The organism is Rathayibacter sp. VKM Ac-2801, assembly GCF_009834245.1.
In the GTDB taxonomy this organism is placed as follows: domain Bacteria; phylum Actinomycetota; class Actinomycetes; order Actinomycetales; family Microbacteriaceae; genus Rathayibacter.
In genome coordinates this window covers 1,196,503-1,221,640 of record NZ_CP047183.1, presented here as the reverse complement: position 1 = coordinate 1,221,640, position 25,138 = coordinate 1,196,503, and the positions used below count along the sequence as shown (strand labels likewise).

Here is a 25,138-nt window from a genome sequence, read left to right as displayed (position 1 = left end):
CCGCCGACGAGTCCGTTTTTCCTGTCTGACAGTGCGACCACTGCACGACGCGCCGCGTGGCGCTCTGCCTTATGCTCCAAACATGACGGAACCTTCGGACTACGAGCTCATGGCTTGGGAACAGGTGCAGCGCTTCAGACAGCGGCCTACGTCCCGAGCGATGGCTGATGCAAATCGGAGGATCGCCGGAGGCGTCCACGTGGCAGCAAAGCGAGCCGCGGATGCGATGGAGGGACGCCCGAAAACGCAGGCCGTGGTGCAGGGCGGTCGGCAGTTGGTGTCGAAAGCTTCCAGCGCGGTCGGGACGGGCGCGCGCCGCGTAGTCGACGCGGTTCCGGACGGCATCGTCGATTGGAGCGTGACGGCAGCGAAGTCGGCACGCGACTCGACCGCTCGACTCTCGCGGCTGGGATTGTCGCCGCAGCGCGTCGTAAGGCGTCATCAACAGCGCGGGCACGACGTTGCCAGGCTCGCGGACGTTCGGAAATTGGATCTTGAGCAGGTCGACTCGGTGAAGGGCCGCGCGGTCGCGTGGGCTTACCCGGCCGTCGCGGCGTTTTCGGGCGCAGGTGCTGCATTCGTAATCTCAGGCAGCGAGATCGTTGTGCCCGCCACCGCAGGTGCCGCCGCAGCGCCTTCGGGAACCGCGATCGCCGTGGCCTTCACCGCAGACGCCGCCGCGGTGCTGGCCATGTCTTCACGCAGCGTCGGCCATATCGCACTGCTCTACGGATACGACCCGGAGGAGCCGGCCGAGAAACTTTTCGTAATGTCAGTCATCAACGTCGGAACCGCCACCTCGCAGGCCGCGAAAGCCGCGGCATTCTCGGACCTGTCCCGGCTCACGCAGGCGCTCGTCCGCGGCAGTTCCTGGCAGATCCTGAACAAATCGCTCATCTCGAAAGCCTCAGCGCGGTTCGCCCAGCAGATGGGCATCCGGCTGACCAAGAAAGGCCTCGGCAAGGCTGTCCCCGCGGTGGGCATCGCGCTCGGTGGCGCCTTCAACTGGGCCACCCTCGAGAGCGTCGTCGACGCGGCCGACACGGCGTACCGGCGCCGGTTCCTCCTCGACAAGTATCCCCAGCTCGACCGGGCGGACGCTTTCCCGTTCGACGCTGACGCGGACGGCGAAGAGGGATTGGACGAGGTCATAAGCATCGATGAAATTTCAGAGCTAGCAGGGGACGAAGAATCCAGCCGACCCGAGGCGCCGTCGAAGTGAAAGGCACTTTCGATTTCTCGATCGGATATAGCAAACTAAGATCACGCTGTTCCAGCTCGCTGCGAACCGCACAAATCATAATTGTGGCACCTGACGGATGCCGATACGAAAACTGGGGGAGAAGGCCAGATGCGCATCGAAAAAATTACTATTCGCAACTACAGAAGCTTGAAAGAAGTCGTTCTTAAACTCGACGAGTACGCCGCATTGATTGGTTCGAACGGGTCCGGCAAGTCCTCCGTCTTGTATGCGCTGGATTGGTTCTTCAACGGGACCGCGCTTTCGGAAAGCGACGTACACGGCTGCTCGGGACCCGACACCCTGGAGCCCGGCTCCACGGTCGAAGTCGCCCTTACGTTCGTCGATCTCACCGCCAAAGACCGCGAGCGCCTGCAGCAGTATGGCCGCGGCGCAAGGGTGGAGATTCGCCGCACCTGGTACGCGGACACCAAGCAGACGAAGACCGTCGGAAACGCCCGGCAGGGGCCGGGCTTCGCGGACGTTCGGACGGACCAGGCGATCGCGGCTCGCAGACAGGGGTACCGGGACCTTCGGGCGGAACACCCTGACCTCGCCGAGCTGCCCGGGAACGCAAGCAAGGACGCTGTACTCGAGGCGTTGAACGCCTGGGAATTCGACCCCGCGAACCACTCGAAGCTGGTAGAGGTGGCCGACTCGGACGCGAACCAGATGATGGGATGGAACGGCGCCAACGTGCTTCGGGAGTGCGTGCGCTTCGTGCTCATTCCGGCTGCGACGAGCATCGCCGGCGAAATTGGCACCGCCTCGCGAGGCACAGCGCTCACGGAGCTGGTGGGCGCGTTCATGGCGGCCGCCAGCGCTCGGGCACAGGCTGCCTGGCTGCTCAAGCACTCCGAGGCGGTCGCGGAACTGACGGGCGAAATCCGCAAAAGTATAGAGGGAGCTACCGGCGTTCAGGCCAACCGCATCAACTCGCGCCTGGCCACGCTCATCCCGAACGCCAGCGTGTCGCTGACGCCGACAGTGCCCGAGTTCGTTCCAAAAATCGACCCTTCCATCAGCACCGCCGTGACCATCTCAGGCGTGACCAACGACGTCTCCCGACAGGGACACGGTGTGCAGCGCGCGGTGATGATCTCGATGTTCCAGGCTATGGTGCCGGACGAGTCGCTCACCCGCCAGAATCACGAAGCGGAAGAGGGCGAAGACGAGGCCGCAGCCCTGATCCGGCTTGAAGAGTCTCTCGGCAGCCTGCCGAGCATCATCGTCGGCCTCGAAGAGCCGGAGATCTATCAGCACCCGGTCCGTGCGCGCGCATTCGCGAGGACCCTGCTCGAGCTGAGCGTCCAACCGAACGTACAGGTTCTTCTGGCCACCCACAGCCCTTACTTCATTCAGCCGGAGCAGTTCGACAACCTCCACCGCTTCACTTATACGGACGGAGCCACCTCTGTCTCGACTGCCTCGGTCCACTCCGTCGCCGCGGCTTCGTCGATCGACGCGGAGAAGATTGCCAAGGAGATCGTCGCCAGAGTTCCGACCGAATTCTCCGAAGGGTTCTTCGCGGACGCGGTGGTTCTGGTGGAGGGGCAGACTGACCGGATCGTGATGGAAGCTCTGGCGTCTGTCCGCGGATCGGATTTGGACCGGCTGGGTATCACCGTCCTTTCCGTCGAAGGCAAGGGTGGCCTCCGGATCGCGCGCGCGATCCTGGACGCTCTCGGCGTGCCGACCTACGTCATGGCCGACGGAGATCACGGCACCGCCGGCCGGAAGGTCTACAGAGACAAGACTGACGACGAGGTCCTCGCCGCGCGGAAGAACGCGCACGGAAGCCACAGGGCCGCGACGGACACCCTCGTAGCTTCGCTTCCGCTCGTATCGGAGGCCGCTCGCGGCGCCCTTCCGTACTCCTTCGGAGACCCCACCGTCGTGAGTGAGGGGTTCACTATCTGGAAAGACGATATCGAAGAGGAGCTGGGCTCGTGGCCCAGCTTCGTCGCCGCCCTCGACGCAGCGGGCATCGCGCTCGCCGCTCGCAGCAACAAGAACCTTCTCGCGTACCGGAACGCGGTGTTCGCCGCAAGCACCGACGACGTGCCCGACGTTCTCAAAAGCGCGGTCGACGAAATCGTGCGTCTTACCGGTAACGTCGCAGTCGCTGTCAACGGTACTCGCACCCGGCCCAACGAAGAGGAGACGCAATGACGCAGGAAATCAAGTGTCCGCACTGCGGGCAGACGTTCAGGGTAGACGAGGCCGGCTACGCGGACATCGCCCGCCAGGTCCGCGACCGCGAGTTCGACAAGCAGCTGCACGAAAGGCTGACGCTCGCCGATGAAGACAAGCGCAACGCGATCGAAATTGTGGAAGCGAAGGCGGCAGTCGAGTTGGAGAGAGCCGCATCTTCGAACCAAGCCGAAGTCGAAAAGCTGAAGGCTCAGCTTGAGTTCCGCGAGGTCGAGCAGAAGCTTGCCGTCGCCGAGGCGTTGTCCGAGCTCGAGAGAGAGCGCGACCTGCTGTCGGGCGAACTGGATAAAGCAAAATCCGAGAGCCGTTCCGCCGCGGACCTCGCGGAAGCGCGGCTGGCGGCAGAGCTGCAAAAAGCCGCGGCGGCGAAGGACGCGGAGGTGCAACGGCTGACATCGGAGCTCAAAGCCACTGAGGTGTCGCAGAAGCTGGCAGTGACCGAAGCCGTTAGTCTCGTTCAGCGGGAGCGGGACGAGTTCAGGAGCAGCTTCGAAAGGTCCGAACTCGAGAAACAGCTCGCCGAAACCTCGTTGAAAGACAAGTACGAGACTCAACTGAGGGACCGCGAAGAGCAGATCGAACGCCTGCGCGACCTCAAGGCCAAGCTATCGACGAAGATGGTCGGAGAGACGCTCGAGCAACACTGCGAGATCGAGTTCAACCGTATCCGCGCGACGGCTTTCCCTCGCGCTTATTTCGAGAAGGACAACGACGCGCGTTCCGGCAGCAAGGGCGACTACATTTTTCGGGACGAAGACCCGGCCGGCACCGAGATCGTGTCAATCATGTTCGAAATGAAGAACGAGAGCGACACTACCGCGACCAAGAAAAAGAACGAGGACTTCTTCAAGGAACTGGATAAGGACCGCGCTGAGAAGAACTGCGAGTACGCCATCCTGGTCTCCTTGCTGGAACCGGAAAACGATCTCTATAATACGGGCATAGTCGATGTCTCTTACCGGTTCCCGAAGATGTACGTTATACGACCACAATTCTTCATCCCGCTCATCACGCTTCTGCGCGACGCCGCCCTCAACGCCCTCGCCTACAAGTCGGAACTCGCGCTCGTGAGGGCACAGAATATCGACATCACCAACTTTGAGAACGATCTCGACTCGTTCAAGACGGCGTTCGGCAAAAACTATGAGCTTGCCGCTCGGCGCTTCCATACCGCCATCGACGAAATTGACAAGTCGATTGACAAACTCCAGAAAGCGAAGGAAGCCCTGCTCGGCTCCGAACGCAATCTGCGGCTGGCGAACGACAAGGCTCAGGACGTGACCATCAAGAAGCTGACCCGAAAGAACCCAACCATGGCGTCCAAATTCGCGGGTTTGGAATCGGGAAACCACGAAAAGGAATTAAGCGAATGAATCGCAATCGGGTAGTGAGCAGCAACGTGGCCGAGGTTGGCTATGACCCCACGACCAAGATATTGGAAGTTGCGTTTGTTAATGGCGGGGTGTACCAGTACCTTGATATCCCCGGGCCTCTCTACGATGAACTGATTACAGCACCGAGCATTGGCCGTTACTTGCACGCACGCATCAAGAACGCTGGCTATACGGTGCTCAGGTTGGCTTGACGACCTTGTGAACTATAACTCCCTAAATCCCGCCGTTGCCGAACAGATAAGAAGCTTATCTTCCCCGGTTAGACGTGCGTTTCGCATGGTAGCAGCGGACAAGATGGGTATCTCTTTATCTTTATCGGGCTCGCTCCTCGAAAAAGTCGCGCTCGATGGCGAGCGTCGCCCTACGGCTTTTACCGCTCAATCGATCCGTCGCTCCCGACGAGCATGGTGACGCTTTCGCAAACCCGCTGCCCGACGTACCGGTGAACTGAGTCGACCGTCCCTGTCAGCATATGTTTGGCGAGCATGTTGGCCCCCTCGGTCGTCGGGACGATCCTCGCGCGGAGTGCTGACATTCACTCGCTTTCGCGTGGCGGGACATCGGCGTCGGTTGCTTTCCCAAAGTCGGCGGCGAGGCGCCCTAATGATCTCCGGGATCGTGCCCAAACGCAAACTTAAAGCGCTTTGGGACGGCGGCCTACAACAACCCCAAATGCTCGCCGCGCACTTCGGCGTCAGTGTCGACGCCGTGACTGTGCGCCTCGGTCAGGTCAAGCTCAACGCCGCCAGTGACCGCCTGCCGCACGTCCGCTGCGCTCATAAAGTCCGCTCCGCATTCACCGGCCCGACGCGATTCCGCGTCGCACGATCACCGAGGTGCCCCGCATGAATACCGAATCCGCCGGCGCGTTCGTTAGCAAGCCGCTCGCCGTTATGTACCTGCGCGTCAGCACGAAGGACCAAGCCGGCAGGGGCGGCGAGGCCGAAGGCTTCTCCAACCCAGCGCAGCGCGAAGCGTGTATACGTAAGGCCGACGCACTGGGCCTCCAGCTCGTCGAGGAGTTCGTCGACGCGGATGAAAGCGCGCGGTCGGCGAACCGTCCTAAACTCAAGCGGATGCTTAAGTACGTCGAAGAGCACCGCTTGGCCACGGTCATCGTGCACAAGGTCGACCGCCTCGCCCGCAACCGCGTGGACGACGGCGAGATCAACCTCGCACTCACCAAGGCGGGCGCCCAACTCGTCAGCTGCACCGAGAACATCGACGAGACGCCGAACGGCATGCTGCTGCACGGCATCATGAGTTCGATCGCCGAGTTCTATAGCCGCAACCTCGCGACCGAGTCCCGCAAGGGCATGCTCCAGAAAGCCAAGAACGGCGGCACCGTCAACGCGGTACCGTTCGGTCATCTCAACGTCCACGCCCGGACGGCGGAGGGCCGCGACATGCGCACGGTGGCGCTCGATCCGGAACGCGCCGAGTGGGTGCCCTGGATTTTCGAGCGCTATGCGGGCGGGGACTAGACCGTCTCGATGATCCGGGACGAGCTCAACAAGCGAGCGCTCCGATCGCCGTCTCGCACGTCCACGCCATTTTGAAGAACCGGTACTACGTTCGCATCGTCTAGTACGAGGGCGTCGAGTACCCCGGCAAGCACCCCGCGCTGATTAGCGAAAAACTGTTCGCGCGCGCCAAGCAGGTGCGCGCGTCCCGCATCCAAAGCCGGGAGAAGCCGCGCGTCCATTGGCACTACCTGAAGGGCACGCTATATTGCGGACAGTGCGGCGAGCCGCTGACCTTCGAGCAGAGCCGCAACCGCGCCGACAACCTCTATGGCTACTTTTACTGCCTCGGCAGGCAGCGGTTGAAGAACGGGTGCACGCTCAAGGCCACACAGGCGCACGTCCTCGAGGCGCTGGTGCAGCGCCACTGGGACACGGTCACGCTGACGGACGCCCGCATCGCGGAGATCCGCCGCCTCGTGCTTTCGCACGTCGACACCCTGATGCCGAACCAGCAGCGCGAACGGGACCGGGCCCGCCGGACCCTGAGGGAATTGGAGACGCAGCTCGACCGGCTCACGCAGGCCTATTACGCGGACGCCGTCCCGATGGACCGCCTGAAACGGGAGCAGATGCGCATCGCCGAATCGCGAGCAGCTGCCGAAGCGACGATCTCGAAGCACTCCGCCGATCAGGATCTGATCTTCGAGAAGCTCGATTACCTGTGCGCGCTGCTCGCCGACGCGATTCGCTGCTACGCGAACGCGCCGGATACGAATCGCCGTGATCTCAACCAGAGCGTCTTCGACCGGGTCTACGTCGACGACGACGAGGTGACCGGCAGCGACGTGACCGGACCGTTCCGCCGGCTCCTGTCTGACCCGCTGGAGCTGGATCTCGCACGCGATCGGAAACGTGTGCAAACCCCGGTCGTCAGAACCAACGACCTTCGAAACTGACGGGGGTCGCACGATCTCCCGACAGAGGTGGGGATCGGCACGGCCGAAAAGTTCGTCCAGACCGCCACGAACGGCGTTTTGGGCCAGTATCTGACCCGGGGGCGCCCTCGGGGTCGCTTCCCCTGGGAAAGAAAGAACCTCGGCCCTTCAAAGGACCGAGGTTCTAACGGTTACTTTCTTGTTGCGGGGGCAGGATTTGAACCTACGACCTCTGGGTTATGAGCCCAGCGAGCTACCGAACTGCTCCACCCCGCGGCACAAGAAGAGACATTACACGCGTTCCGGCGCCGGTGCAAATCGACGCGGCGGCGGGAGCGGGCTCTGGTCTCATGCGGGCTTGGAGGCGCGCAGCAGGGCGTCCTCCACCACGCTCAGCCCGACCGCCGTCAGGGCGGTGGCGAGCTCGGACGAGGTGCGCGACCAGGTGCGGACGTCCGCGTCGACGGGAGCGGACGACGAGGGAGCGACGAGCACCGCGCCGCCGGGGGCGACGAACCACTCCACCAGGCGCGCCCACGCCTCCAGGTCGGGGAGCCACGAGATCACGCCGGCGCTGCAGAGCACGACGTCGAACGAGTCGGGCTCGGGCAGCATGTGCCGCAGCTCGTAGAGGTTCGCGCAGACGAAGCGGGCGGAGCCGGCGAGGTCCCGCTCCGCGGCGGCGGCACGTGCTCGGCGCACGGCCGGCATCGAGAAGTCGACACCCACCACGCGGGCGCCGCGCTCGGCGAGCTCGAGCGCGACGAGCCCGTCGCCCGAGCCGAGCTGGAGGACCCGCGGCTCCGGGTCGACGAGCGCCGCGGCGACGAGCTCCGGGGGGAGCGCACCCTCGCCGGTGCGCTCCTCCCAGTACGTGCGGTTGAGCTCGAGCCACTCCCCCGAGCGGAGGTGCTCGCCGCGGTCGACCTGCACCGTGCCGACTACTGGCCGCCCTCGGCCTGCAGCGCCCGCGAGAGCGCCTCGGTCAGCTGCTCGTCCGCCGCCGCGAAGGCGGTGAGGTCGCCCGCCTTGAGCGCGGCCTCGCGAGCCGTCAGGGCGTCCCGCGCGTCGTTCAGCGCCTGCTGGAGCGCCGTCTGGTCGCCCGTGGCCGGCGTGGAGCCGGTTCCGCCGGTCGTGCCGCCCGCGTCGCCTCCGGTGTCGCCGCCCGAGGTGCCGGTGCCCGCGTCCGGAGTCGTCGGCGTGCCGGTGTCGCCCGCGTCGGCTCCCGAGTCGCCGCCGAAGAGGCTGTCGAGGGCCGCGTCGAGGGTGTCCTCGAAGGCGATGTCGTCACCGAACGCGACCAGCACCTTCTGCAGGAGCGGGAAGCTCGTGTCTCCGTTGGAGCGCACGTAGATCGGCTGGACGTAGAGCAGGCCGCCGCCGACCGGCAGCGTGAGCAGGTTGCCCCTCGTGACGGTGGTGTCACCGCGGGAGAGGATGTTCAGCTCGTTCGCGACGGTCGGGTCGGTGGTGAACGCGTTCTGCACCTGGCCGGGGCCGGGCACCGTGTCGTCCTTCGGCAGCTCGAGGAGGCGGAGCGTGCCGTAGCCGTCGGCCACGGAGCCCGCTGTCGAGCCGGCGTCGGAGTCGGCCACGAGGTAGCCGGTCAGCACGTTGCGGCTGGCCTGCGCGCCCTGGACGCTCGCCGGGATGTACGTCGAGTAGAGCGAGTAGGACGGGACGTCCTGGTCCGGCGTCTGCAGCGTCAGGTAGTACGGCGGCTGCAGGCTGGTGCCGGTCGCGGCTGCCGTGGTCGCGGCTCCGCTGGTCGGGTCGTTCGGCGTCGCCCACGCGTCCTCACGGGAGTAGAAGGAGCCCGCGTCGGTGACGTGGTAGGTGCCGAGGACCGCGCGCTGGACCTTGAAGAGGTCCTCCGGGTACCGGACGTGGCTGAGCAGCTCGCCCGACATGTCGCTCACGGGCTTCACCGTGGTCGGGAAGATCTTCTGCCAGGTCTGCAGGATCGGGTCCTCGGTGTCCCAGGCGTAGAGCGTGACGCTGCCGTCGTACGCGTCGACCGTCGCCTTCACCGAGTTGCGGATGTAGTTGACGTCGTCGGTCGGGAACTGCTGCTGCGTGTTCGTGTCGGCGATCGCCTGCGAGAGGCTCTGCACCTCCGAGTACGGGTAGTCGGCCGAGGTGGTGTACCCGTCGACGACCCACTTCACGCGACCGTCGACGACGGTCGGGTAGGCGTCGGAGTCGAGCTTGAGGTACGGCGCGACCTTCTGGACGCGCTGCACGGGATCGCGGTCGTAGAGGATCTGCGAGTCGTCGTTCACGCCGTCCGAGAGGAAGATCTGCTCGGACTGGAACTTGATCGCGTAGACGAGCTTCTTGAAGACGTTGTCGAGAGCCGGTCCGCCCTCGCCGTCGAAGGTCGTGTAGGTCTGCTGCGCGCCGTCGGTGCCCGAGGGGTAGTCGAGCTCGATGTCGCGCGAGTCGTTGCCGCCCACGATCGAGTACGGCGGGGAGTTCTCGCCGAAGTAGATCCGCGGCTCGTAGTCGCCGAGGTCGCCCGTCGTCGGGACGCCGGACTCGATGAACACCGGCTCGCCGTCGGCCGAGCGCTGGTTGCCGTACGCGGCGACCAGGCCGTAGCCGTGGGTGTAGACGAGCGTCTGGTTGTACCAGGTCTGGTTGGTGCCGAGGCCGTTGAGGTTCAGCTCGCGGACGCCGACCACGGCGTCCTGCGTCGATCCGTCGATGGAGTAGCGGTCGACGTCGAGCGCGTTCTGCGTGTCGCCGAACTTGTAGTACTGGCGGAACTGCTGCAGCTGCGAGAACGCGTCGGTGACGACGGCGGGGTCGAGGATGCGGATGTTCGCGGTGGTCTCGGCGTCCGAGCGCAGGGCGCCCGGCTCCGCGTCGGTGGTCGCGTCGTAGGGGATGACGTCGACGTCGCTGACCCCGTAGGCCTGGCGGGTCATGTCGATGTTGTTCTGGATGAAGGGCTGCTCGAGCGTGCGCTCGTTGGGCTCGACCTGGAACTTCTGCACGATCCACGGGTAGAGGGAGCCGACGAGCAGGCTCGACACGATCAGCAGCGCGGTGCCGATGACCGGGAAGCGCCAGCGGCCGATGAAGGCGGTGACGACGAAGAGGATCGCGACCAGCGCCGCGATGCCGGCCAGGATCTGCAGGCCCGGGATCGTCGCGTTGACGGTCGAGTAGGTCGCACCGGTGATGCGGGGCCCCTGCTGCGCGAGCGTCGCGTACTGGTCGAGCCAGAGGCTGACCGCCTGCACGGCGAGGTAGAGGGCGGCGATGACCGCCAGCTGGATGCGCGAGGCCTTCGAGATGCGGATCTCGCGGCCGTTCACCCGGATCGCCCCGTAGAGGTAGCCGGTGGCGAGGGTCGCGAACGCCGAGATCAGCAGGACCGCCGACGCGAAGCCGACGATGCTCTGGTAGAAGGGCAGCTCGAAGAGGTAGAACGACGTGTCGAGGCCGAACTGCGGGTCCGTGGTGCCCGAGGGCGTGCGGTTCCAGAAGGTGAGGCTCGTCTGCCAGCGGGTGGCGGAGGAGACGCCGGCGAAGAGGCCGAGCACCGCGGGGATCCCGAAGGTGGCCAGGCGCCGCAGCGGCTCCACGACCTGCTGGTAGCGGTCGATCTGCGAGTTGAGCTTCGCGTAGACCGGCCGGAGGCGGTACGCCAGCATCAGGCTGATGAACACCGGCACGGCCATGGCGACGAAGCCGATGACGAAGAGCCCGCCCGCCGCCGCCCACTGCGTCGTGAGCACGGAGAGGAAGCCGAGCTGGTCGTACCAGAGGATGTCGGTGTACAGACCGGCGAAGACGAAGAACGCCACCACCAGGACGGCCACCACCACGACAGTGACGGCGAGGACGCTCCGTCTCTTCCGCGGCGGGGTTTCGGTTGCTGTGGAACTCACGTAGGGGCCTCTTGCTGTCGAGATGTGAGGGGAGGCCACCCATGCTATGCGACGGCTGTCCGGCTCACCTGGGCGTCGACCCGGGGTCGGCGGGTGGGATCAGTCGATCGGAGCGGCCGTGCTGCAGTCCGGCAGCCCGGAGGTGTCGCCCGCGGCGATGCCCTTCAGGGCGGCGAGGGCGTCGTCGAGGGTCGAGACCGCGAGCACGTCGAGCCCGTCGGGGACGTGGCCGACGACCTCGTTGCAGTTGCTCGTCGGCGCGAGGAAGTACTCGGCTCCGGCGCCCTCCGCCCCGTAGAGCTTCTGGCGGATCCCGCCGATGGCGCCGACCTCGCCCGCCGCGTCGATCGTGCCGGTCCCGGCGACGCTCCGCCCGCCGTTGAGCTCGCCCTCGGTGAGCTTGTCGATGATCCCGAGGGCGAACATCATGCCGGCGCTCGGCCCGCCCACGTCGTCCAGCTGGATGTCGACCTCGAACGGGAAGTCGAAGGCCGCGCCGGGGAGGACGCCGATGACGGCGGCGCCGTTCGAGTCGCGCGGCGTGACCTCCACCTCCTGCCGGGCCCCCTCGCGCTCGATGGTGATCTGCACCGGGGAGCCGGTGCCCAGGGTCTGCAGGGTCGCGCGCAGGGCGGTCGCGTCGGCGACGGGGGTGCCGGCGACCGCGAGGATCTCGTCCCCCGCCTCCAGGACGCCCTCGGCCGGGGAGCCCTCGGGCACCTGCACGACCGAGACGCGCTGCTCGACGGGATAGCCGAGCTCGGTGAGCGCTGCGGCGATCGCCTCCTGCTGGGAGTCGGCCATCTCGGCCTGGTTCGCCTCGTCGCGCTCCTCGACCGTGGAGGAGGGAGGGAAGATCGCGTCGACCGGGACGACCGCCTTGGTCCTGTCGAACCAGGCGCTCGCCACCTCCACCCAGTTGGGCAGGCTCTGCGGGTTGCCGACGACCGACACGGTGAGCATGTCGAGCGTGCCGGCCGTGGGGTAAGTGGTGCGGTCCGGGATCGAGATGAGGGGCACGTCCTTGCTGCTGCCCAGGGTGTCGAACACGGGGCCGGGCTGCTCGATCACGTACGGGGCGGGCGCGACGCCCAGACCGACCACGAGGGCGACACCCGAGAGGAGGACGACCGGTCCGACCCACGGGCGGCGCGGGGAGGAGGAGGGGCGCGGGTCGTCGGAGAACAGCGACACGGGGGCCTTTCTGGCAACGGGTGGAGCGGCTCCGCCGGCATGTTCGCGGCGGGCGGAAGCGGGCCGGGCCCGAGCGGTGCTCTGCACGCCGAAGCCCCGGGCGCTCGGGCTAACGTAGCCTGCACGACTGGGAGTCGCGCCGGAACCGGTGCCCTGTGCAGGGCCGCGGAAGCGGTGCGGCGACCGGATTCACGCGAGCGACGGAGGGCTGATCCCGATGGCCGATGGCGACAGTGCGGACCGAGCGGGCGGCGGCTCCGAGGACGAGTTCCGGGAGATGCTGCGGCAGTTCCTCTCGGGGAACGGCCCGGTCGACCCCTCGCAGCTCGCCGGAGCGGCGGGACTGCCCGACGACCCGGTGGCCCTGCAGAACCTGCTCTCGCAGCTGCAGAGCGCGATGCAGCGCAACGGCGACGGCGGCGTCGACTGGACGCTCTCGCTCGAGCAGGCGAAGCAGCTCGCGCGCGCCGAGTCCGCGCCGGTGTCCGACTCCGTGCGGGCGCCGATCGACGCGGCCTTCGGCGTCGCCGCGCTCTGGCTCGACGAGGTCGCGTACGTCTCGGAGCTGAGCCGCACGCCGCGCTCGATCAGCCGCCTGGAGTGGATCGCCCTGACGATGCCGGTCTGGACCCAGCTCGCCGAGCCGGTGGCGCTGAGTATCTCGGATGCGCTGACCCGCGTGCTCCGCGAGCAGGCACCGGAGGAGATGCAGGCGATGATCGCCGGTGCCGAGGGGATGATGCGCGGGATCGGCGGCACCCTGTTCGCCCTCCAGCTGGGCCAGGTCGTCGGGCAGCTCGCCGCCGAGGTCGTCTCGGGCGGCGACATCGGCATCCCGCTGCTGGAGGAGAACGACGCGGCGATCCTGCCGCAGAACGTCGCCGCGTTCGGCGAGGGCCTCGACATCCCGCTGGACCAGGTGCAGCTCTACCTGGCGGTCCGCGAGCTCGCGCACGCCCGCCTCTTCCGCCACGGCAAGTGGCTCCGCCTCGCCCTCATCTCGCAGATCACCGACTTCGCGCGCGGGATCAGCATCGACACCACGCGCCTCGAGGAGCTGGCCGAGGGCTTCGACCCCTCGAACCCCGAGGAGCTGCGCGACGCGATGACCTCCGGCGCGCTCATCCCGCCGAAGACGGAGGAGCAGCTCGCCGCGCACAGCCGCCTCGAGACCGTCCTCGCCCTCATCGAGGGCTGGGTCGACGTCGTCACCGCGGCGGCGACCACGCGCCTGCCCAGCGCCGGGGCGATCGCCGAGACGGTCCGCCGCCGCCGCGCCTCCGGCGGACCGGCCGAGTCGGCGTTCGCGACCCTCGTCGGCCTGGAGCTGCGCCCGCGCCGCCTCCGCGAGGCCGCCGCGATGTGGCAGGCCGTGACCGACGCCGTCGGGCCCGAGGCCCGCGACTCCCTCTGGTCGCACCCCGACCTGCTCCCCGGATCGGACGACCTGGACGATCCGAGCGCGCTCGTCGCCCGGCTCTCGGCCGAGGCCCGCGGCGAGACTCCGGAGCCCGACGAGATGGACCGCGCGCTGGAGGACCTGCTGAACGGCACGACGCCGCGCGAGGGCGGCATCGCCGGACGAGACCCTTCGGACACGACCGACGACCCCGGATCGCCGGAGGACGACGACCGCGGCTCCTCCCCCACGGGCGACCGCCCGGTCTGATCCCCGTCCGGCGCCCGCCTGTGGACAACTCGCGCGGCGCCGGGCCGGTCTCGGCCATGATCTCCGGATGGTGCTCCGGCTCGATCCCCGACTCCCCCTGCTCTGGCGCTCCGCGACCGCGGTGCAGCTCGGCCTCGACCGGCCGCACGCGGTCCTGGACGGCGTGGGCTACCCGGAGGAGCTCCTGCTCGACGCCCTGCGCGTGGGCACCAGCGCCGGCACCGTCCGCCTGATCGCGACGCGCGCCGGGGCGAGCGAGGCGCGGGTCGACGAGGTGCTCGAGGCGCTCCGGCCGGTCCTGCTGCGCAGCGTCGAGCCCGGCCCGCCTCCGGCGCCGCGGGTCGTCGTCGAGGGGTCGGGCGCGGCACCGGACGCTCTGCGCACGCTGCTCCGGAGCGAGGGCTGCTCGCTGCTCGCCGACGACGGGACGCCCGACCTCGCCGTGCTGATCGCCGACTTCGCCGTCGCTCCCGCCCGCGCCGCGCACTGGCTCGCGGCTGACGTGCCGCACCTGGCGGTCGTGTTCGGCGACGAGTCGGTGAGCCTCGGGCCGCTGGTGGAGCCGGGATCCGGACCGTGCCTGCACTGCGCCGAGCGGGACCGCTTGGACCTCGACCCGGATCGCGCGCGCCTCGTGATCCAGGTGCTCGGCCGCACGGCTCCCACCCGCACGCCCCTCGCGAGCGCGGCGATCGCCGTGGCGGCCGCCGACGCCGTGCTGCGGCGGCTCCTCGCGGGCTGGCGCGGGCTGCGCGGGGCCGAGCGGATCTACAGCGACGCCTCCGGAGCCTTCACCGTGCGGGAGCGGGAGCCGCACCCCGAGTGCGCGTGCCGAGCTCTTCGAGGAAGCGCGACGGCTCCCTCCGCGTGACGCGGCCGACCGTCGAGCGCGCCCACGAGAGGCGCAGGCGCCGGCGGGCCCGGGTGATGCCGACGTAGAGGAGGCGCCGCTCCTCGTCGATCGCCTCGAGGCCGGCGGCGTACGAGATCGGCAGCAGGCCCTCGGCGAGGCCCATGAGGTGCACCGACTCCCACTCGAGGCCCTTCGCCGAGTGCAGCGTCGCGAGGGTGACCGCGCCGCGGTCCGGCTCGTGGTGCACCTGCTGGCGCGCGATCAGGTCGTCGGTGAACTGCCGGAAGGTCCATCCGGCGGGCGCCTCGTCGACGAGGCGGGCCAGCGTGTCCAGCGACTCCCAGCGGTCGCGCACCGCACCGGGCGCCGACGGCGGCTCGGCGCTCCAGCCGAGCGAGCGGAGGACGTCGCTCACCGACTTGAACAGCGGCTCGCCGCTGATCGACACGGACGCCGCGCGCAGCTGCATCACGGCCTGCTTCACCTCGGGGAGGTCGAAGAAGCGCTTGCCGCCGCGCATGTGCGCGCTCACTCCCCGCTCGTGCAGCGCGTGCTCGATGACCGCCGACTGGCTGTTGGTGCGGAAGAGGACCGCGATGTCGGAGGGGCGCACTCCCGCCTCGATGTCGGCCGCGACCCGCGCCGCGATGCCGCGCGCCTCCGCGATGTCGTCCGGGTAGGCGTCGATCGCGGGCTCCGGCGCCTCGGCCGCGGCGACGGCGTGGAGCGAGAGGGCGCCGGGCCTGCCCCGCATGAGGCGGTTCGCGGTCTGCACGATCGGCACGGCCGAGCGGTAGTTCTCCTCCAGGCGCACCACGGTGGCGGCGGGCCAGCGGGAGGGGAAGTCGAGGAGGTAGTCGGCCCGTGCGCCCGCGAAGGAGTAGATGGTCTGGCTGGCGTCGCCGACGACGCAGAGGTCGCTCCGGTCGCCGAGCCAGAGCTCGAGGAGCCGCTGCTGCAGCGGCGAGACGTCCTGGTACTCGTCGACGACGAAGAAGCGGTACTGCTCGCGCACCTGCATCGCCATCGCGGGCTCGGACTCGAGCATCCCGGCGGTGACGAGCAGGACGTCCTCGAAGTCGATCTGGCGGCGCTGGTCCTTCAGCCCCTCGTACTCGTCCACGAGCGCGACGGTCTGCTCCAGGGTGAGCCGGCCGGGCAGGGGGCGCGTGCGGGCGGCGACAGCGTACTGCTCGAGGGAGAGGGCGGACACCTTCCGCCACTCGATCTCGGCCGAGAGGTCGCGGAGCGTCGCCGTGTCGAGCTTCAGGCGAAGCCGCTCGGCCGCGTGCCCGAGCAGGCGCGCCTTGCCGTCGAGCAGCTGGGGCATCGTGCCCCCCACCAGCTGCGGCCAGAAGTAGCCGAGCTGCGAGAGGGCGGCGGCGTGGAAGGTGCGGGCCTGGACGCCGCCGGCCCCGAGCACCCGCAGGCGCGAGCGCAGCTCGGCCGCGGCGCGGCTGGTGAACGTCAGGGCCATGACGCGACCCGGTGTGTAGACGCCGGTCGCCACTCCGTGAGCGATGCGGTGCGTGATGGTCCGGGTCTTGCCCGTGCCCGCGCCCGCGAGGACGCAGACCGGCCCCAGCAGCGCCTCCGCCGCCTCGCGCTGCCCCTCGTCGAGTCCGTCGAGCAGGGTCACGCGATCGGGCCGTTCTCCAGCTCGCCTCCGTACCAGTCCTCGATCATCGCGCGGGCGATGGACGACCGGCCGGGCAGCAGCACGGACTCGAGCGAGTCGTGCAGCTGCTTCCGGGTGAACCAGCGCAGCTCGACGATCTCCTCGCCGTCCGGGAGCAGGTCCTCCGGGGACTGGTCGTCGGCGAGGCGGGCGGTGAAGCCGACCATGAGGGAAGCGGGGAAGGGCCAGGGCTGCGAGCCGAGGTACTGCGGGTCCACGACGCGCATGCCCGACTCCTCGCCGATCTCGCGGATCACGGCGGCCTCGAGCGACTCGCCCGGCTCGACGAAGCCGGCCAGCAGGGAGAAGCGGCCGGTGCCCCACATCGCGTTCGAGCCGAGGAGGAGGCGGTCGTCCGCGTCGAGCACGCAGACGATGATCGCCGGGTCGGTGCGCGGGAAGACCTGGCTGCCGTCGGTGGGCGAGCGGCGGACCCATCCGCCCTGTTCGACGACGGTGGGGTCGCCGTTGCGGGGCGAGTAGCCGTGCGAGGCGTGCCAGTTCGCGATCGCGAGGGCCTCGGTGAACAGGCCCGCGTCGCGGTCGCTCAGGCGCTCGGCGATGGGGCGCAGGCCGCTCCACCGCTCCTCGTCGGGCTCGAGCTCGGCGGCGGCCGCATCGGTGAGGACGGTCGCGATGACGGGGGTGCCGACCGGCTCGCCAAGGGCCTCGGCGGTGGTGCGGCCGAGGTAGATCCGGAGAGTGCCGGCGGTCACGTCCTCGGGTCGGCGCAGGAGGAGGCGGTCGGCCTCGACCAGGGTCCGGTCGTGGTGCAGGACGAGCACGCGCGTGGCGGGATCGGCGAGCAGCTCGTCGAAGAGCGCGGGCCGCGAGCGTCCGACGCCGTCGCGGTCGGCCGCCTGTCGCGAGAGCGGGAGGCGATCGGCGAAGGGCAGTGACATCCGGGGCTCATTTCGTGACGGGGGCCGCGAGGACCGCTGTCACGGGCCTTCGACGGCATCGGCGGGACAGCGCGTGGCGGCGGGCCGGCCGGGCGCGAGCCGCCTACCCTGGAAACCATGGCCAGATCCCATCTCACTCTAGCCGCGCTGGCCACCTCGGCCGTCGAGGGCCTCGACGTCCGCTCCGCGCGCCCCTTCACGTCCTCGACGCACGGCGACTTCGACTCCGCCCTGCTGACGACGCGCGAGGGCGCCCGCCTCGTCGTGCGCGTGCCCACGTCCGCGCTCGCGGAGCAGGAGCAGCTCGGCGACCTCGTCGCGCTCCGGGCGCTGACCGCCGGCATCCGCAGCCGCCTGCCGTTCGATCTGCAGGAGAGCGTGGGGCAGACGCCGTTCGACGGCACCCGCGCGGTCGTCTACGAGTACCTCGAGGGCGAGCGCGTCCTCATCGACGACGTGGCCGCGCAGAGCGGGCTCGCCGACTCGATCGGCCGGGCGATCGGCGCGATCCACTCGCTCCCGGTGTCGTTCGTCCAGGAGGCGGGCCTGCCGATCGCGACCGCGCGCGACAGCGTGAACGAGACGGTCGCGGTGATCGAGCGCGCGGCCGACACCGGCCACGTCCCGGCAGCGCTCGTCGCGCGGTGGGAGTCGGCCTCCTCCGACGAGGCGCTCTGGCAGTTCGACCCGACCGTGGTGAACGGCTCGATGACGGCCGACTCCTTCCTCCGCTCGGGCGACGTCGTCGCCGCCGTCCTCGGCTGGGCGGCGCTGCGGGTCGGCGACCCGGCGCGCGACCTGCACTGGCTGCTGAGCGCCCCGGGCTCGGAGACAGCGCTCTCGGCCTACTCCCGGATGCGGGCGGGCGCGGTGGACCGCACGATCCGCCAGCGCGCCCAGCTCTACGCCGAGCTCGAGCTCGCCCGCTGGCTGCTGCACGGCACCGAGACCGACGACTCCGCCATCGTGGACGACGCGGTCGCGATGCTGGACACGCTGGTCGACAGCGTGCTCGGCGACCTCTCCGCACCCCTCTCGACCGACACCGGCCCGGTCCTGGAGGTCTCGGAGGTCGAGGCGCTGCTCAACCGCACGCCGGGAGCCCGCACGGGCTCCTCCGCTCATGGCCGCGGGCTCGCTCCCGTCGCGGAGGAGAGCGACTCCGCGAGCTCGCGCTCGGAGTAGAAGCGCTCGGGCCGCAGCACGAGGTCGTCGGCGACGAAGTAGAACACGGCGTCGACGCTCTCGAGCGGCACTCCCCGCCAGCGCGAGTAGGCGAGCCGGTACAGCGCCAGCTGGAACTGCTTGAGCTCGAGGTCGGCGGCGTCCTTCGGCGCCCGCCCCGTCTTCCAGTCGACGATCTGCACGCCGTCCTCCGTCGGGTACACCGCGTCGAGCTTGCAGACGACGACGTGGCCGGCGAGCTGGAGGTGGATCTCGATCTCGACCGCCTCCGGGCGCCGGTCGGCCCACTCCGAGCGCTCGAAGGTGGCGATCAGGGCGTCGAGCCTCTCCTGCTCGACACTCGCGGGACCGGCGTCGTCGAGCTCGTCGGGGAAGGTGTCGACCGCCTCCGCACCGCCCTGGACGCCGAAGCGGTTCTCGACCCAGGAGTGGAAGGTCGTGCCGAGCCGGGTCTGCCGGTACGGGCGCTCCGGCATCGGCCGGCGCAGCTGCGCCGCGACCTCGTCCGGCGTGCTGACGATGTCCTTGAACCGGGAGGCGGGAATGCGGGTGGGCAGTGGCGTGCGCTCGCCCCCGGCCAGCCGCACCGCCCGCTCGGCGAGCAGCAGGCGGATGTCGTCGCCGCGCGCTCCGAGCAGGGCCGGCTCGGCGCTGCGGACCCGGGCGGCGGCGGCACGGACCCGGTCGCCGCGGGATCCGAGCGGATCGTGCGGCCAGCGGAACGTGCGCGGGGCCCGCTCGAGCGGGTTCTCCTCGTTCGCGGGCTCGGCCGGCAGCGGCGGGATCGTGCCGGCCTCCTCCAGGTCCCGCAGGAAGACGCCCGGTCCGCGCGGCTTCGCCTGGCCGGCCCACCACGAACCGCTGAGCAGGAGGTGGTGGCGCGCCCGAGTGACGGCGACGTAGGCGAGACGCCGCTCCTCCGCCTCGTTGCGCTCGCGGAGGGTGTCGCCGAACGCTCCGATCGCGTCGACGACCTCCTTCTGCGTGCCGCAGCCGCGCCACGCGAGATCGGGGAGCTCGGCGGCGTCGCCGCGGAACGCGTACGGCATCGCGCCCAGCCGCACCCAGCCGCGGAAGCCCTCGACCGGCGTGCCGGGCAGCTCGCCGTCGACCATCCGCGGGACGGCGACGAGGTCCCACTCCAGACCCTTGGAGCCGTGGATCGTCAGCAGCTGCACCGTCCCCGGCTCCGGGTCCTCCGGTCGCGGGGCCAGGCCGTCGCGCTTGTCCGCGAGGACGAGCCAGCGGAGGAATCCACGGAGGGAGGAGCCGGTGCCGGCGCCGCGATCGTCCGTCTGCAGGTACCCGGCCACCGCCTCGCGGAAGGCCTCGAGGTTGGCGCGGCCGTCCCCGCGCGACTCGTTCGCCTCGACCTCGATGTCCAGGCCCAGCTCCTGCTCGACCAGGGTGACGAAATCGAGGAGGTCGAGACCGGCCCGGGCGCGCAGCCGGGCGAACAGAGTGCCCGCCTCGTGCAGGCGCCGCAGGCCCTCGGCGCTGAATCCGCCGAGCGCGGAGTGGTCGATCCGCCCGTCGTCGCCGGGTCGGCGTGCCGCGATGAAGTCGAGGGCCTCGACGATCGAGCCGCCCTCGCCCTCGGTGACGGACGCGCGCATCCGCTCGCGCACCTCCTCCGGGAGCAGCCGGTGCGCGGGGTCGCGCGCCGCGAGCCACGAGGCGAGGTCGCGCAGCGCCTTGAGGTCGCGGACGCCCAGACGCCAGCGGGCGCCGGCGAGGAGACGGACGAGCTCACTGCCGGCGGCCGGGTCCTCCACCACGGTGAGCGCCGCGACGAGGTCGGCGATCTCGGGCTGGCGCAGCAGGCCCCCGATGCCGAGGATGTGGTACCGGACGCCGTGCTTCGCCAGTGCGGCGGCGAAGCGGTCCATGTGCGCGCGCACCCGGAAGAGCACCGCGGCCGACGGCGGCTCGGGGCTCCCGCCCAGGCGCCCGGCGAACCAGGCGGCGACGTCGTCCGCCTCCTCCTCGATCGTCTCGGGGAAGGTGAGCTCGACCGGGTGCTCGGAGGCCTGCGGACCCGCGCTCAGCGTGTCCACCGCGACCGCGCTCCCGGCCGACAGCGGTTCCACGATCGCGTTCGCGGCCCTCAGCACGCGGCGGCCGTTGCGCCAGCTCGTGCTGAGGGAGAAGCGGCCCGCTCCCCCGAAGTCGGTGCCGAAGCGGCCGAGCCCCTCGGCGCTCGCGCCGCGCCAGCCGTAGATCGACTGGTGCGGGTCGCCGACGGCCATCACTCCCTGCCCGGCGAAGAGCCGCGAGAGGAGGCGGGTCTGCAGCACGGAGGTGTCCTGGTACTCGTCGAGGAGCACCACCCGGTACCTCGCGCGGTGCTCGTCCACGATCCGCGGGACCCGGTCGACGATCCGCAGCGCGAGGGCGACCTGGTCCGAGAACTCGACGAAGCCGCGCTCGGCCTTCGCCTCCTGGAACCGCTCGGCCAGCGCCGTCAGCACCGGCAGCGCGCCGACGGCCTGCAGCGCCTTCTCGAGCTCGCGGTAGAGCCCCGAACCGCTGCCTCCGCGCGGCAGCTCGCCCAGGCGGAGGAAGTCCTCGGCGAACGCCGCGACCGCGGCCGGATCGGCGAGGTTGTCGGCCAGGTCGTGCGCGAGCGAGACGACGAGGTCGGTCAGCCGGTCGATCCCCGCCTCGACCTCGAGGATGCGCGGATCGGCCGTGTCGGCCACGACTCCCCGCGCGAGATGCCAGGCGGAGGCCTCGGAGAGCACGGTCGCGTCCCCCTCGCGGCCGATCAGCGCGGCGTTGTCGCGGAAGATCGTGTTCGCGAAGGCGTTGTAGGTCGAGACGGTGGCGGCCTCGAACGGATCGGGCGCCGTCTGCCCGGATGCGAGCGGGAGCAGGCCCGCCGCACCGAGCTGATCGATCCTCCGCCCGATGCGCTCGCCGAGCTCGGCCGCCGCCTTGCGGGTGAAGGTGAGGCCGAGCACCTCGGACGGCGCCGCGTGGCCGTTCGCGAGGAGCCAGAGGACGCGGTTGGCCATCGTCTCGGTCTTGCCGCTGCCCGCACCGGCCACCACGAGAGCCGGTTCGAGCGGCGCCTCGATGACGGCGCGCTGCTCGGCGGTCGGCGGACGCAGATCGAGGCGCTCGGCGATGGTCAGGGCGTCGATCACGGCAGCTCCTCCTCGGGGACGGCGGAGGCGTCGGGGGCGGCGGGGGCGGCGGGGGCGGCGGGGGCGGGAGGATCGGCCGGCCCAGCGGGATCCGGCTCCGCGGAGTCCTCGAGGTCGTCCGCGTCGTCGATCCCGTCGATCGCCAGGAGTCCGTCGCCCGGGACCTCGGGCACCGCGTGGATGCGGTACCGCAGCGCGTCCCCGGGCGAGAACGGGGTCGCGTCGAGCAGGCCCGAGAAGCCCGCCGCCGCCATGCCCAGAGCCGCGGCGCGGACGCGCTCGCGCAGCCGCTCCAGCTCCTCCTCGCCGAAGCGCTCCTGGACCACCTCGCGGTACGGCTTCCCGCGCACGCCCGTCGCCACGAAGAGCAGCTTCGCGCCTCCCCCGTCGGCCGGATCGGCCGACTCGATCGCCCCTTCGGCGACGGCGAGCTGGTAGCTGCCCAGCTGCGCGTGCTCGGCGATGTCGTCCTTCCGGGGCGTGCTGCGGCCCGTCTTGAGGTCGACGATCGTGACGGAGCCGTCGGCCGCGCGCTCGACGCGGTCGATCGAGCCGCGCACGCGGGCGGGCGGGACGTCGAGCTCGAACTGCTGCTCGCGGCCGAGCACCACGCCTCCCCCGCGCTCGAAGTCGGCGAGGTAGCCGGCGAGGCCGTCGATCAGCCGCCGCGTGACGCGCTTCTGCCGCTCGCCCAGCCAGGGCGACTCGAAGACCAGCTCGGGCCACCGCGACTCGAGGGCCGCCCAGAGCTCCTGCGGATCGGGTCGCTCGGCGTTCTCGAGGACCCAGTGCACGAGGGTGCCGACTCCCATCGCCGTGCTCGTCGTGGAGCCGGAGACGGCGTCGACGAACCAGTCCAGCGGAGACCGCTCGAAGGCCTCGAGGCGGCTCGGCGAGACGGAGACGGGACGCTCGGGGTCGCCGACGTCGAAGAGCGGCTCCGTGGTCGAGGGCTCGAGCACCCCGGACCAGGAGGAGGGGTCGGCGCCGGGCACCTCCGCGAGCGCCAGGGCGCTGAGCCCCCTGATGGCGGCGGGCGCCTCGGTCGAGTCCGGCGTGGTGGCCGTCCGGCGCAGCGCCGCCACCGCCCCGCGCAGCGTGAGCGGCACCGCGGAGGCCGGATCGAGCCGCGGCGCGTCCGGCGGGGTGAGCCGGAAGAAGAGGGAGGGCGTCTCGTCCTCGCCCGCGACGGCGCTGAGCACCAGCTGCCGCCGGGCGCGCGAGGCGGCCAGGGCGAACATCCGCAGCTCGTCGTCGAGGGTGGCCTTGCGGGCGTCGAGCGGCAGGCCGCCCTCGCCGCGGGCGTGCCGCAGCAGGCCGTCCGGATCGAGCAGTGAGCCGCGCTGGCGGAGGTTGGGCCAGACGCCGTCCTGCAGCCGGGCCACCACCACGACGTCGAACTCGAGGCCGACCACGGAGGAGGGCGTGCCGATCAGGACCGCGTCCTCGACGGAGCGCGGAGCGAGCGTGTCCTCGGGGACCTCCGCCTCGAGGATCTCGGTGACGAAGCCGACCGCGGAGTGCCCCGTCGCCCGCTCCACGAACCGGCGCGCGGCGCTGAAGAGAGCGACCACGCCGTCGAGGTTGCGGTTGGCCTCGGCGGCGGTCAGGCCGGTGCCGAGAGCGAGCTCGCGCCAGGAGGAGGCGACACGGCTGGACTCCCACGCCGACCAGAGGAGCTCCTCGATCGAGCCCCCCACCTCGTGCAGGCGGCGGACCCGGTCGATCGTCACGGCCAGCCGCTCGGCCTGCCGGGCGGGAGCGGAATCGATGGTGGCGAAGCGGCCGGGCGCGGCGAGGGCCTCGACCAGCAGCGGATCGCTCGCGCGGATGCCGCCGCCGGCGAGCTCCTCCGCCCGGAGCGCCAGCCGGAGCCGGCGCAGCCCCAGCCGGTCCACCCCGCCGAACGGGCCGAGCAGCAGCTCCGCCGCGAGCTCCGCGTCGAGGGGCCGCTCGCCGATCGCGACTCCGACCAGCACGAGCAGCGCCCGGGCAGCGTGGTCGTCGCGCAGCGCCCGCCCGGCGAGCACCGAGCGGGTCGGCACCTCCGCCACGGCGAGCGCCTTCACCAGCGGCTGGACCGCGGCTCCGGAGCGGACGACGACCGCCATCCGCCGCCACGGCACTCCGTCGCGCAGCCGCCGCTCGCGCAGCAGTCGCGCCACCGTCGCCGCCTCGCGTGCCGCCGTCGGGGCGTGCAGCACCAGCACGGGCGCCGGGCCCGCCTCGGGGGCGGGAGCCGCGACCGCCGCCCGTTGCCGTCCGGCCGCCGCGGTGCCGATGCGCTCAGTGGCCGCCGACACGACCGCCCGCAGCCCGGCCGAATGCCGGTGCACCCGCGCGAGCACCAGCGTCTCCACGTCGGCCGCGCCGATGCTCGCGGCGAACCGGCCGAGCGTGTCGGAGGCCGCGCCGCGGTAGGCGCTCGTCGCCACGTCCGGGTCGCCCAGTGCGATCACGGTCGCCCCGCGCTCCGTCAGCGCCCGCAGCAGCACGAGGGTCGACTCGCTCGCCTCCTGGAGGTCGTCGACGACGACGAGGCGCAGCGTGTCGATCCGCTCGCCGCCCTCGCCCGCGCGGATCGCCTCGGCCGCGTAGGCCGCGAACTCCGCCGCGTCCAGTCGGGTGCCCGCCTGGGGCGCCATCCACTCGACCACCTCGCGCAGCTCATCGAGCACGTCCGCCGCCGCGCTCCACTCGCCGCGCTCGGCGTCGACTCCGAGGGCGCGGATCGCGTCCGAGTCGAGCCCGTGCTCGGTCGCCCGCATCCCGAACTCCCGGAGCTCGGTCCGGAAGGTCCGGAGCCTCAGCACCTCGGGGCTGAACTCCTCCGGCCACCGCGGGCCGGTCCCCTCCTCGAGGTGGCCCTCGACGAGCTCCGAGAGGAGGGCGTCCTGCTCGCCGCCGGTCAGGAGGGTCGGCCGCTCGAAGCCGCGCTCCTTCGCGGAGGAGGTGACCGCCTCGAACGCGAGCGAGGTCGCGGTCCGGGCGAGCGGGCCCCGGGTCGGCACGCCCAGGCGCAGGGCGAGCACGTCGCGCAGGGCGCTGGCGGCGGTGCGGCTGGCCGCGAGCACCACGACCGACTCGGGCGGGTAGCCCCGCTCGAGGACGCGCTCGGCCACCAGCTCGACGACCGTCGTGGTCTTGCCCGTCCCCGGCGCCCCGAGCACGGCGGCGCTGCGCCCCTCGGGCAGGGCGAGCACCGCGCGCTGGGAGTCGTCCAGCACGACCGCGGGCTCGCCCGGGAGCGCCTCGCCGACGGAGGCTGCGGTGGAGGGAGCGGGGGTCGCGGGAGCGGTCACACGACCACGGTAGCCACCGGGTCCGACACTCCCGCCCGTCCCCGCCGGGAGCCCCGGC

Annotated in this window: 17 protein-coding genes and 1 tRNA gene; 9 read left to right on the top strand and 9 right to left on the bottom strand. The window is 70.5% G+C overall.

Going from position 1 to position 25,138, the window contains the following annotated elements:
* Positions 1 to 199 precede the first annotated feature (199 nt).
* From GSU45_RS05570 to GSU45_RS05555, 4 genes are all read left to right on the top strand, one after another.
* Positions 200 to 1,222 carry an EcsC family protein gene (locus tag GSU45_RS05570; protein ID WP_208543498.1) on the top strand — a complete coding sequence of 341 codons (1,023 nt, stop codon included), beginning with the start codon at positions 200 to 202 and terminating at the stop codon, positions 1,220 to 1,222.
* A gap of 129 nt (positions 1,223 to 1,351) precedes the next feature.
* Positions 1,352 to 3,412, top strand: coding sequence for an AAA family ATPase (locus GSU45_RS05565; protein ID WP_159913392.1), 2,061 nt, complete (start codon positions 1,352 to 1,354; stop codon positions 3,410 to 3,412).
* A complete protein-coding gene (locus tag GSU45_RS05560) occupies positions 3,409 to 4,827 on the top strand; it encodes a DUF2130 domain-containing protein (RefSeq protein WP_159913390.1) in 1,419 nt (472 codons plus the stop codon). The genes GSU45_RS05565 and GSU45_RS05560 overlap by 4 nt, the downstream gene beginning before the upstream one ends.
* Positions 4,828 to 4,841: 14 nt before the next feature.
* Entirely contained in the window at positions 4,842 to 5,039 is a 198-nt protein-coding gene (locus GSU45_RS05555; RefSeq protein ID WP_208543497.1) for a KTSC domain-containing protein, read from the top strand.
* 466 nt (positions 5,040 to 5,505) lie between these two features.
* Here the strand turns inward: GSU45_RS05555 and GSU45_RS17365 are convergent, their stop codons facing one another.
* Positions 5,506 to 5,628 carry a hypothetical protein gene (locus GSU45_RS17365; RefSeq protein ID WP_279631110.1) on the bottom strand — a complete coding sequence of 41 codons (123 nt, stop codon included), beginning with the start codon at positions 5,626 to 5,628 and terminating at the stop codon, positions 5,506 to 5,508.
* 65 nt (positions 5,629 to 5,693) lie between these two features.
* On the opposite strand from GSU45_RS17365, the gene GSU45_RS05550 reads away from it, so the two are divergent.
* Complete coding sequence (locus GSU45_RS05550) at positions 5,694 to 6,332, top strand: recombinase family protein (protein WP_159913386.1); 639 nt, start codon at positions 5,694 to 5,696, stop codon at positions 6,330 to 6,332.
* 176 nt (positions 6,333 to 6,508) lie between these two features.
* Positions 6,509 to 7,270, top strand: a complete 762-nt coding sequence (locus GSU45_RS05545) for a zinc ribbon domain-containing protein (protein WP_159913384.1) — start codon at positions 6,509 to 6,511, stop codon at positions 7,268 to 7,270.
* 181 nt (positions 7,271 to 7,451) lie between these two features.
* On the opposite strand, the gene GSU45_RS05540 is transcribed toward GSU45_RS05545, so the two are convergent.
* The 4 genes from GSU45_RS05540 to GSU45_RS05525 all read right to left on the bottom strand — a co-directional run bounded on the left by GSU45_RS05540 (position 7,452) and on the right by GSU45_RS05525 (position 12,342).
* Positions 7,452 to 7,525: transfer RNA gene (locus GSU45_RS05540), tRNA-Met, on the bottom strand.
* A 72-nt stretch (positions 7,526 to 7,597) separates the two neighbouring features.
* Entirely contained in the window at positions 7,598 to 8,182 is a 585-nt protein-coding gene (locus GSU45_RS05535; RefSeq protein ID WP_159913382.1) for a methyltransferase domain-containing protein, read from the bottom strand.
* Positions 8,183 to 8,190: 8 nt separating this feature from the next.
* Positions 8,191 to 11,148, bottom strand: a complete 2,958-nt coding sequence (locus GSU45_RS05530) for a UPF0182 family protein (RefSeq protein ID WP_208543496.1) — start codon at positions 11,146 to 11,148, stop codon at positions 8,191 to 8,193.
* Positions 11,149 to 11,247: 99 nt separating this feature from the next.
* Complete coding sequence (locus GSU45_RS05525) at positions 11,248 to 12,342, bottom strand: PDZ domain-containing protein (RefSeq protein ID WP_159913380.1); 1,095 nt, start codon at positions 12,340 to 12,342, stop codon at positions 11,248 to 11,250.
* A 217-nt stretch (positions 12,343 to 12,559) separates the two neighbouring features.
* Between GSU45_RS05525 and GSU45_RS05520 the strand changes: the two genes are divergently transcribed.
* Both GSU45_RS05520 and GSU45_RS05515 read left to right on the top strand, forming a co-directional pair.
* Complete coding sequence (locus GSU45_RS05520) at positions 12,560 to 14,011, top strand: zinc-dependent metalloprotease (protein WP_159913378.1); 1,452 nt, start codon at positions 12,560 to 12,562, stop codon at positions 14,009 to 14,011.
* 67 nt (positions 14,012 to 14,078) lie between these two features.
* On the top strand, positions 14,079 to 14,882 hold the full coding sequence (locus tag GSU45_RS05515; RefSeq protein WP_159913376.1) for a hypothetical protein: 804 nt from the start codon (positions 14,079 to 14,081) through the stop codon (positions 14,880 to 14,882).
* On the opposite strand, the gene GSU45_RS05510 is transcribed toward GSU45_RS05515, so the two are convergent.
* Positions 14,803 to 16,503, bottom strand: a complete 1,701-nt coding sequence (locus GSU45_RS05510; RefSeq protein ID WP_104224836.1) for an ATP-dependent helicase — start codon at positions 16,501 to 16,503, stop codon at positions 14,803 to 14,805. The two genes, GSU45_RS05515 and GSU45_RS05510, sit on opposite strands and share 80 nt — an antisense overlap.
* A complete protein-coding gene (gene nudC, locus GSU45_RS17230; RefSeq protein WP_159913372.1) occupies positions 16,500 to 17,444 on the bottom strand; it encodes an NAD(+) diphosphatase in 945 nt (314 codons plus the stop codon). Before nudC ends, GSU45_RS05510 begins: the two co-directional genes overlap by 4 nt.
* Before the next feature lie 117 nt (positions 17,445 to 17,561).
* Between nudC and GSU45_RS05500 the strand changes: the two genes are divergently transcribed.
* On the top strand, positions 17,562 to 18,629 hold the full coding sequence (locus GSU45_RS05500) for a phosphotransferase (RefSeq protein WP_159913370.1): 1,068 nt from the start codon (positions 17,562 to 17,564) through the stop codon (positions 18,627 to 18,629).
* On the opposite strand, the gene GSU45_RS05495 is transcribed toward GSU45_RS05500, so the two are convergent.
* Positions 18,566 to 21,778: an ATP-dependent DNA helicase gene (locus tag GSU45_RS05495; RefSeq protein WP_159913368.1), complete on the bottom strand. Its 3,213-nt coding sequence runs from the start codon at positions 21,776 to 21,778 to the stop codon at positions 18,566 to 18,568. The genes GSU45_RS05500 and GSU45_RS05495 overlap by 64 nt on opposite strands.
* Complete coding sequence (locus tag GSU45_RS05490; RefSeq protein WP_159913366.1) at positions 21,775 to 25,080, bottom strand: ATP-dependent DNA helicase; 3,306 nt, start codon at positions 25,078 to 25,080, stop codon at positions 21,775 to 21,777. The genes GSU45_RS05495 and GSU45_RS05490 overlap by 4 nt, the downstream gene beginning before the upstream one ends.
* Between the last annotated feature and the right edge of the window lie 58 nt (positions 25,081 to 25,138).